Annotated in this window: 8 protein-coding genes; 3 read left to right on the forward strand and 5 right to left on the reverse strand. The window is 68.9% G+C overall.

Annotation, left to right across the window (positions count from 1 at the left end; genetic code table 11):
- The 4 genes from NBW84_RS05870 to NBW84_RS05885 all read right to left on the reverse strand — a co-directional run.
- Positions 1 to 487 (reverse strand): enoyl-CoA hydratase-related protein (locus tag NBW84_RS05870; protein WP_250282423.1); only part of this gene is annotated, 487 nt, incomplete at its 3' end.
- Positions 484 to 2052, reverse strand: coding sequence for an AMP-binding protein (locus NBW84_RS05875; protein WP_250282424.1), 1569 nt, complete (start codon positions 2050 to 2052; stop codon positions 484 to 486). The genes NBW84_RS05870 and NBW84_RS05875, both read right to left, overlap by 4 nt.
- Before the next feature lie 156 nt (positions 2053 to 2208).
- A complete protein-coding gene (locus NBW84_RS05880) occupies positions 2209 to 3300 on the reverse strand; it encodes a hypothetical protein (protein ID WP_250282427.1) in 1092 nt (363 codons plus the stop codon).
- Positions 3297 to 4523 carry a cytochrome P450 gene (locus NBW84_RS05885; protein WP_250282429.1) on the reverse strand — a complete coding sequence of 409 codons (1227 nt, stop codon included), beginning with the start codon at positions 4521 to 4523 and terminating at the stop codon, positions 3297 to 3299. The genes NBW84_RS05880 and NBW84_RS05885 overlap by 4 nt, the downstream gene beginning before the upstream one ends.
- 419 nt (positions 4524 to 4942) lie before the next feature.
- Between NBW84_RS05885 and NBW84_RS05890 the strand changes: the two genes are divergently transcribed.
- Together NBW84_RS05890 and NBW84_RS05895 are read left to right on the forward strand one after the other, a co-directional pair.
- Positions 4943 to 5506, forward strand: coding sequence for a cupin domain-containing protein (locus tag NBW84_RS05890; RefSeq protein ID WP_250282430.1), 564 nt, complete (start codon positions 4943 to 4945; stop codon positions 5504 to 5506).
- 23 nt (positions 5507 to 5529) lie between these two features.
- On the forward strand, positions 5530 to 7158 hold the full coding sequence (locus NBW84_RS05895) for a flavin-containing monooxygenase (protein WP_250282433.1): 1629 nt from the start codon (positions 5530 to 5532) through the stop codon (positions 7156 to 7158).
- 135 nt (positions 7159 to 7293) lie between these two features.
- On the opposite strand, the gene NBW84_RS05900 is transcribed toward NBW84_RS05895, so the two are convergent.
- Complete coding sequence (locus tag NBW84_RS05900) at positions 7294 to 8463, reverse strand: acyl-CoA dehydrogenase family protein (RefSeq protein WP_250282435.1); 1170 nt, start codon at positions 8461 to 8463, stop codon at positions 7294 to 7296.
- A 239-nt stretch (positions 8464 to 8702) separates the two neighbouring features.
- Here NBW84_RS05900 and NBW84_RS05905 point away from each other — a divergent pair.
- On the forward strand, positions 8703 to 8915 hold a 213-nt coding region (locus NBW84_RS05905), incomplete at its 3' end, for a CoA transferase (RefSeq protein WP_445548646.1).

Raw genomic sequence — 8915 nt, forward strand, 5'->3', positions numbered from 1 at the left:
ACAGCCCGCACAGCAGCGGCCATATCGCGACCGCGTGGTCGTCGGCGGCCACGCCCAGGGTGGTGTGCCCGTCCACGAGCTTGGCGGTGCGGCCGGCGACGCTCACGTCCGCCAGCAGCGCGGTGGCCAGCCCGCCGCCGGCCGCCGCTCCGCTGATCGCGGACACGATGGGCTTGCCGCAGTCGAGCATGTTCCGCACCAGGGCACGGCCTTCCTTCCACATCTGGCAGCGGAAGTCGTAGTCGTCGATGATGCGCTGCACCATGTCGAAGTCACCGCCGGCGCTGTATGCCCGTCCCCTGCCGGCGAGGACCACCGCGGACACCTCGGTGTCCTCGTCGATCAGGCGCCAGATCGCGCCCAGGTCCCGGTGCATCTGGAAGTCGAGGGCGTTCATCCGGCCGCGGCTGAGGGTCACCCGCAGGACGTGCGGCTCGGGCCAGTCGAGTTCCAGGCTCTCGTAGCCGGGGTAGCGGATGTCGGTCACAGCCCGGCCCCCGATCCGAACTCCCTGCGCAGCTCGGCCTTCGCGACCTTGCCGTAGACCGCGCGCGGCAACTCCTCGCGGACCAGGACGTGGCTGGCGCGCTGGTACTTGGCCAGGCGCTCGTTGGCCCACTGCCGAAGCCCCTCCGGGTCGATCTCCGCGCCGGGGCGTGGGATGACGACCACCAGGGGCGTCTCGCCCCACTTCGGGTGCGGCACGCCGACGGCCGCGGCCTCGCTGACGTCCGGATGGCGCATGAAGACCTGCTCGACGTCCACGGCGAAGATGTTGATACCGCCAGATTTGATCATATCCTTGAGCCGGCCCGAGACATACAGGAAACCGTCCTTGTCCAGCTGGCCGATATCCCCGGTCCGCATGAAGCCGCGACCGTCCGGGGCGGCCCAGGTCGCCTCCTCGGTCAGTCCGGGATTCTTGTAGTAGCCGTTCATCATCCCGATCGCATGCACCACGATTTCACCGCTCTCACCCGGGGGGAGTTCCGCGCCGGTATTGTCGATGATGCGGATGTCCTCCAGCATCAGGGGTTTTCCGACCGACGTGCGTTTGCCGCGGACGGCGTCCGCCGGCAGCCGCAGGGTCGCGAATCCCTCCGAGAATCCGTACACCTCGTGGATACCGGCGTTCGGGAAGGCGTCCTCCAGCGCGTGGTACGTCTTCTCGGCGATCGGCTGACCGGATGTGACGATGCAGCGCAGGCTGCTCACGTCATGGCCGCGCAGCCCGGGGTGCTCGAGGACGGCGATCCACTGGGTGGGGACCAGGAAGGCGTGGGTGGCCCGCTCGCGCTCCACGGCTGCCAGGAACGCCGCGGCGGTGAACCTGCGCAGGATGACGACCGTCCCGCCCCGGTACATCGTCGGGATCATCGTGATCCAGGTCCCGGACGCGTACGGGGGCGTGCCGAGGACGGCGACCGAGTAGCGGTCGACCTTCAGCCCCATCGCGAAGCCGTACGGGTACATCATGCGGCTGACGTGGGTGTGCTCGATGCCCTTCGGGTGCCCGGTGGTCCCCGAGGTGTAGAGGATGGTGATGACGTCGAACGGTTCGATCCTCACTCCGCACGGCGTGACCGGGGACTCGGCCAGCAGCTCCGGAACCGACCGCCAGTGGTCGTGGGCTGCGCCGAACGTGAGCCAGCGGGAGCCGCCGATCAGCGGCAGCCGCGCGCGGATGGAGTCGATGACCGGCTCGGTCTCCGGATCGGCGATCAGGACGACCGCGTCGGAGTCCGCCGCAAGGCGAACCAGTGACTCTCCGTCGAGCATGACATTCAGTGGCACCGTCACGCAGCCGGCCTTCGCGCTTCCCCAGAACGCGACGAACGCGTTCAGCGACGCGGGCATGAACAGCGCGACCTTGTCACCCTTGCCGAGGCCCTCGGCCCGCAGCAGGTTGGCTAACTGGTTCGTCCGCTCGTCAAGCTCACGCCACGTGAGCCGTTCTTCCTCGAATACGGCGGCCACCGTATCCCCGCTGACTCGCGCATTGTGCGCGATCACGTCCGGACACATCAACGAGAAGTCGTACTTCAGGCTCACGGGCGATCTCCTGATCTCTTCATCCGTCCGACCGCATGCTCGGTGAGAACGCACGGTAGCGACGGACGGAAGCCGTGACGAGGGCCACGCTGTCGAGGCCCCTGTTCCGGGTCACAAAGCTCCGAGTCACAAAGCCCCGGGTCACAGGGCCGTCGGTCACCACAGGGCCCAGCCGGGCCGGCCCTCGCGGCAGGCCTCGTACGCGTCCGGCTCGACCGGTTGCAGGATGCCCGTCGTCGCCCTCGTACCGTCGACGACGCTGCAGTGGTGCTCGTCCAGCCCCCGCAGCGTGCGGCGGACGTGCGGGTCGTTCACGTCGAACCGGTCCCATTCGGTCCGTTCCGGCCCCCCGTACTCGCCGGGATGCAGCCCCGCCCCGGGAGTGCCGCCGTAGAAGCCGCAGCACATGAAGGCGGTCTGGTTGCCCAGCCGCTCGAGGCGTAGGGACCGGTGGGTGCCGTCGTCGAGGGCCAGGTCGACGACGCCCGCCAGAAACAGGTGTGTGTCGGGTTCGAAGCGCAGGCGGCGTTCGATCCGGTGCACGCGGCCGCTGCCCGGGCGGGGGTCGTCGAGGCCGTAGAGCAGTTTCCCGCCCCAGAGGCCGACGTCGTGCAGGTCGATCCAGATCCCGCCCTTCCAGCCGGGCCGGTGCGCGCGCCCGCCGTTGAGCGCCGGGCCACCGACGCCCCGGCCGACGCCCCAGTGGCGGTCCCGGGTGCCGTGCGCCTGGCCGGGCGCCCACTCCACCCGGGTGCCACCGATCTGAACCCAGCCGGTGACCTGACCGAAGCTCTCGAATCCGGCGGTCACCTGCCGCTCGCCGGACGGCACCTGCGGCCCCCAGGCGGCGCCGTACGTCGGGCGGCGGGTGTCGGTCCACTCCAGGTCGTAGGAAAAGCCCCACTCCCCCGGCTCGAGGACGTGCCGCCAGCGGTGGAGCCCCGCGAGGATCGTGGGGCGCATCGGGCCCACCGTGAGGTCCGCCGGCTGCGACGACAGCGGACGGAAGGAGCGCACCGAGCGGTGGTCGCCACGGAAGTTGACGATCGCGTACGACTCGACCCGGCCGAGGACCGGGTAACAGCTGCCGCCCACAGCCAGGAGCAGGTCGCCCGTGTCGTCGTGCCACACGTTCCAGTACCGCTCGAAGAACCGCGGGTCGTTCGACGCGCGGGCCGGCGGGTGCGAGACGGGGTACGGAGCCGCGTGGACGAACTCGTCGTCACGCGGGACGAGCGGGGTGTTCACGCGTCCTCGAGCATGACCGGCAGCCGCAGCGGCCCGCGGCTGACCAGCGAGTTCGCCCACGGGATCGTGTCCAGGGGCTCGGCGAGCCGCAGCCGGGGGAACCGCTCCGCCATGTGCCTGAACGCGATCTGCCCTTCCAAGCGGGCCAGCGGCGCGCCGAGGCAGAAGTGCACACCCTTCGAGAAGGCGAGATGCCCGTTCGCCCGGCCCTCGAGAACGATCTCGTCCGGCGACGCGAAGACGGCGGGATCGCGGTTCGCGGCCGCGAGCATCGCGAAGATCCGGTCGCCCTCCCGCAGGCGCTGTCCCCCAAGCTCCGTGTCCGTGGCGAGCAGGCGCCCGGTGGACAGCACCGGCGAGTCGAAGCGGAGGAACTCGTCCACGGCGGGGACGATCAGGCCGTCGACATCGGCCGTCAGCTTGGCGGCGACGTCCGGGTGCTGGTGCAGGGCGATCAGGCCGTTGGTCAGCAGGTGGGCGGTCGTCTCCTGCGCCCCGTTGCCGATCATCATCATGCTCGCGATCAGCTCGTCCTCGGTGAGCGTCTCGCCGTCGACCTCGGTGGTGATCATGCGGGTGAGGGCGTCGTCCCGCGGGTGGGCCCGGCGTTCGTCGATCAGCTCACGGAACAGTTCCGCCATCGAGCAGGCGCCGTGCCGGGCTCTCTCGTACTTGTCGTCGACACCTCGCGAACTGCCGATGAACAGCATCATCTCGTCCGACCACCGCTTGACCTCGGTCAGCCGGTCGCGCGGGACCCCGAGCAGGTCCATGACGACGTAACCCGGCAGGGTAAGAGCGATCTCGGTGAAGAACTCGACCGGCCGGTCCTTCGGCAGGCCGTCGAACAGGTCCGACGTGATCTCGGTGATCGACGCCCGCAGGGACTCCACCATGCGGGGGTTGATGACCGTCGACAGGTAGCGGCGCAGCCGGGTGTGGTTCGGTGGATCCTGGAACACCATCCACAGCGACAACCAGCGCAGCACGTCGGCCGCTGTCGCGCGGTTCTCCTCGGAGAGCCGTTCGTGCACCGGCAGAAGACGATTCGCCGAGAACACCGCCGGCGCCGTGACCACGCTCTGAACACTGGCCCAGTCCACCGCGATCCAGCCCGACAACGGCTCGCACCAATGCACGCCGCCGGCGGTGCGCAGCTCCGCGAATATGGCATACGGATCGCGCAGTTGTATGGGATCAGTGGGATCGTACGCGGTCGGCATCGAACTCTCCAGGTTCTCGGAAAGCACGAGAATGGCACGCCGTCGGTCGGCTGTTCGACGGCCGCGACGTGCACAATCTGGAGCCGCGCACAAATCCCTCGCGCCGACCGACTCCCCCTCGAGTGCGATCCATGTCACAGTGAACCTTTCCCCACAAAGATCAACTACCTGCCGTGACAGCTACCTGCCGTGACAGGCAAGGGAGGAGGCCAGGAGCGCCTTCCCGGCCCCGCGCACCATCGGTCCCGGCCTCTGGAAGATCAGCCTGATCGCCCGGGCCGCCCTCGCGATCCTCCATGTCGAGCACCACCGCACCACCTGGCGACCACCACGGACACCGCCGCCGTCAATTACAAAAAGTAACCAATCATTACAGGGAAGGCTCAGTACCCGCCATGACTCTTTCCATCAGACGCGTCGTGACCGGCGTCGACAGCACGGGAACCTCCATCGCCCATGAGGACGCGCCGCTGCCACCCGTCGAACTGGCGATCATGCCTGGTGTCCAGATGTTCCAGGTGTGGGGAACGGAGGGCCCGCTCAGCAGCCCGCTCAGCGACCCGAAGCCCGACAACGCGGTCTTCTTCCCCGGGCCGGGCGGAACACGTTTCGGACTGTTTCGCCTCCCGCCGGAGGACAGCGCCGAACCAGATGCCGAACCAGGTGCCGAACCACACGAACCCAGCGCGGACGCGGCAACCCTCGAGTCCCAGGTCGCCGAGGCCGAAGCGAAGGTGCCAGGGTTGCTCGGCGTGTTCGAGCCCGACGCTCCGGGAATGCACCGGACCAGGAGCATCGACTACGTCATCGTCATCGAGGGCGACCTCTGGGTGGAACTCGACAACGGGACCGAGATCCACCTCCCCCCGGGCACGTGCGTGGTGCAGAACGGCGCCAGGCACGGGTGGCGCAACCACGGAAAGGTTCCGGCCACGCTCGCCTACGTGATCCTGGACGCCCAGCAGCCCGCCCAGGGCCACTGAAAACCAAGAAAGGACATGGCGTAATGCCTACGCAAACTCTCCCGGAAGTCGATGCCGTCGTCGTCGGCGCGGGCTTCGCCGGGCTCCGCACCATTCACCTGCTGCGGCAGCTCGGCCTGAGCATGCAGGTGTTCGAGGCCGGGGACGACGTCGGAGGCACCTGGTACTGGAACCGCTACCCCGGCGCCCGTACCGACACCGAGAGCTGGGCGTACTGCTTCTCGTTCGACCGTGAGCTGTGGCAGCGGTGGGACTTCCGCGAGCGCTACACCGCTCAGCCCGACGTCCTGGAATACCTGCGGGCGGTCGCGGACAAGCACGACATGCGCCAGCACATCCGCTTCTCCACGCGGGTCGACGGCGCCTACTTCGACGAGGCGGCCAACCGCTGGACGGTGACCACCGAGGACGGTCTGCGGATCAGCAGCCGGTGGCTCATCACAGGCCTGGGCTGGCTGGGCATCGCGTACAAGCCTCCGTTCCCGGGCGCGGACTCCTTCGCGGGCAAGTCGTACGTGACGTCGCAGTGGCCGAAGGAGCCGGTCGACCTCACGGGCAAGCGCGTGGCCGTCATCGGCACCGGCGCGACCGGCATCCAGGTGATCCAGTCGGTCGGGCAGGTCGCGGAGCATCTGACGGTGTTCCAACGCACCCCGAACTACGCGTTACCCGGGCGCAACCACGCGCTGGGCCCGGAGCAGCAGCAGGCGCTGCGACGTGACTTCGAAAACGTTTGGGAGAAGACGTTCAACCACGTGTTCGCCTTCCCGATGGAGCCGGCGAACCGCCTCGGCGCGCAGGTCGACGACGCCGAGCTCGAGCGCGTCCTGGAAGCCGGCTGGGAGGCCGGCGGCTTCCACTACATCTTCGAGACCTTCGACGACATGCTCGTCGACCAGCGGGTCAACGACGCCGCCTCGGAGTTCGTGCGGCGCAGGATCCGCGCGATCGTCAGGGATCCCGCGACCGCCGAGCTGCTGTGCCCGAAGACGCACCCGATCGGCGGGAAGCGTCCTCCGCTGGGCAACTTCTACTACGAGACCTACAACCGGCCCAACGTGACGCTGGTCAGCGTCCGTGACGACCCGATCCGGGAGATCACCCCGACGGGTCTGCGGACGGGGACCGCGGAGTACGAGTTCGATGTGATCATCTACGCGACCGGTTTCGACGCGATCACCGGACCGCTCGCCAGCATGAACGTGCACGGGGCCGGGGACCGGACGATTGCCGAGCAGTGGGCACGGGACGCGAAAGCCCTGCTGGGCATCGCGTCCCCGGGCTTCCCGAATCTTTTCGCGATCCTCGGGCCGCAGGCACCGTTCGCGAGCCATCCACCGGTGATCGAGACGCAGGTCGAACTGATCGGCAAGCTGCTGGCGCACGCGGTCGAGCAGGGCGCCGAGCGGGTGGAGGCCACCGAGGAAGCCGCCCAGGCCTGGTCGGACCAGTGCGACGCGATCCTGAACGCCACCCTCCTGCCGCAGGGCATGGGAGACCGGCCGTGGTTCCTCGGGGCGAACGTGCCCGGCAAGAAGCCCAGCACACTGTGCTATCTCGGCGGCCTGAGCAGCTATCGCGCCACCGTCGACAAGGAGGCCGACGGCGGCTTCCCCGGTTTCACCCTGAGCAGGTCGCCCGTACCGGCATAGCCGCCCGGTAGAGCCGCCCGGTAAAAACCGGTGCCCCGCCCGGGGAGGATTCGGGCGGGGCACCGGTTTTTCATGTTCTGCGCATCGGATGGTGAACGGCGCGGGAACTGCGGACATCCGGCGGGCATCGGCTTCTCACGTTTTGTGCAGCCCGAGCCCCCTGCTGATGATGAGTTTCATCATTTCGCTGGTACCGCCGTAGATTGTCTGTACCCGGGCGTCCGCCCAGGCCCGTCCCACCCGGTATTCCGTGGTGTAGCCGTAGCCCCCGTGCAGTTGCAGGCACCTGTCCACGACATGCTGCTGGGCCTCGGTGGTGTGCAGCTTTATCATGGCGGCCGTGTCGGCACCGAGATTTCCCGCCAGGTGCTCCCGCACCCCCCAGTCGACGAAGACCCGCGCCGCCTTCACCGCGGTGGCCAGCTCCGCGAGCAGGAACGCGCTGTGCTGGAACCGGCCGATCGGCTGGCCGAAGGCGGTCCTCGTCCTGACGTAGTCGAGGGTGTCCGCAAGGACGCCCTCCATTGCCGCGGCCGCCTGCACGGCGATGGTGAGCCGCTCCTGCGCCAGGTTCGCCATCAGGTAGCGCAGCCCCCTGCCCGGCTGCCCGAGCACGTTCGCGTCCGGGACCGCGACGTTGTCGAACGACAGCTCGGCCGTGTCCTGTGCGTGGAGCCCGACCTTGCCGAGGTTGCGGCCGCGCGTGAAGCCCGCCATCCCACGCTCGACGACCAGCAGGCTCAGGCCGCCGCCGCCGCCGTCGCCGTCCGGCTCGGTTCGCGCGACAACGATGACCAGGTCCGCGTGGATGCCGTTGCTGATGAAGGTCTTCGTGCCGTTCAGCAGCCATCCGCCGGGGGTTCGTGCCGCCCTCGTCCGGACGCCCCGCAGATCGCTGCCCGCGCCGGGCTCGGTCATCGCGATCGCGGCCACGAGTTCGCCCGACGTCATGCCCGGCACCCAGCGCACCAGTTGCCCAGGCGTGGCCAGTTCGGCGAAGTACGGTCCGCAGACGTCGTTGTGGACCGTGAATCCCGGCCCGGTGGCGCCGGCGCGGTAAAGCTCGGCGTCGACAACCGTGTTGAATCGATAGTCCGCGCCGCCGCCGCCGTACTCGGCCGGAAGCCCGAGACCCAGCAGCCCGGCCGCGCCGGCCTTACGCCACAGTTCCCGCGGAACGATCCCGTCGCTCTCCCACCGGGCGTGGTGGGGGGTGATCTCCCGGGCCACGAACGTCCGGACCAGTTCGGTGAACGCGGCCAGCTCCGCGTCGTGCTCTCGGACGGGTGCGAAGGTCCCTGTCATGTGGCGCCTCCCAGCGCTGTCCCGGGTGATGCGGCCAGGCAGGTGCGAAGGCCCTTTCAGGTATAACCGGGCCCGCCGTCCACAAGGGCGGGCCCGGTTGGTCCCGCGAACAAACGACGAGAAGGAGCCGGCCGGGCGGACGGGACACGACGGCGATAGCTTCCGGTGCTGTCCGCTCCGCGAGCGACGGCCAACGTCACGCGTTGCCGCTCGTCACCTACCATCCGGAGGATCCTGCCGTGGGACCGTTGCGAGGAGTCCGGATTCTTGAGCTCGGCGGTCGGGGGCCGGTGCGGTTCTGCGGAATGCTGCTGGGGGATCTGGGCGCCGAAATCATCTCTGTCGATCGTCCCCGCGAGGCTGACGACATCACGCCGCTGTCCGACGCCGGGCTGGGCCGCCGTCGCAGGCGGGTGCGGCTGGATCTCAGGTCCGCTGCTGGCCGCGCCACC

Origin of the sequence: Protofrankia sp. CiP1_Cm_nod2 (assembly GCF_920664355.1) — a bacterium.
Classification (GTDB): domain Bacteria; phylum Actinomycetota; class Actinomycetes; order Frankiales; family Frankiaceae; genus Protofrankia.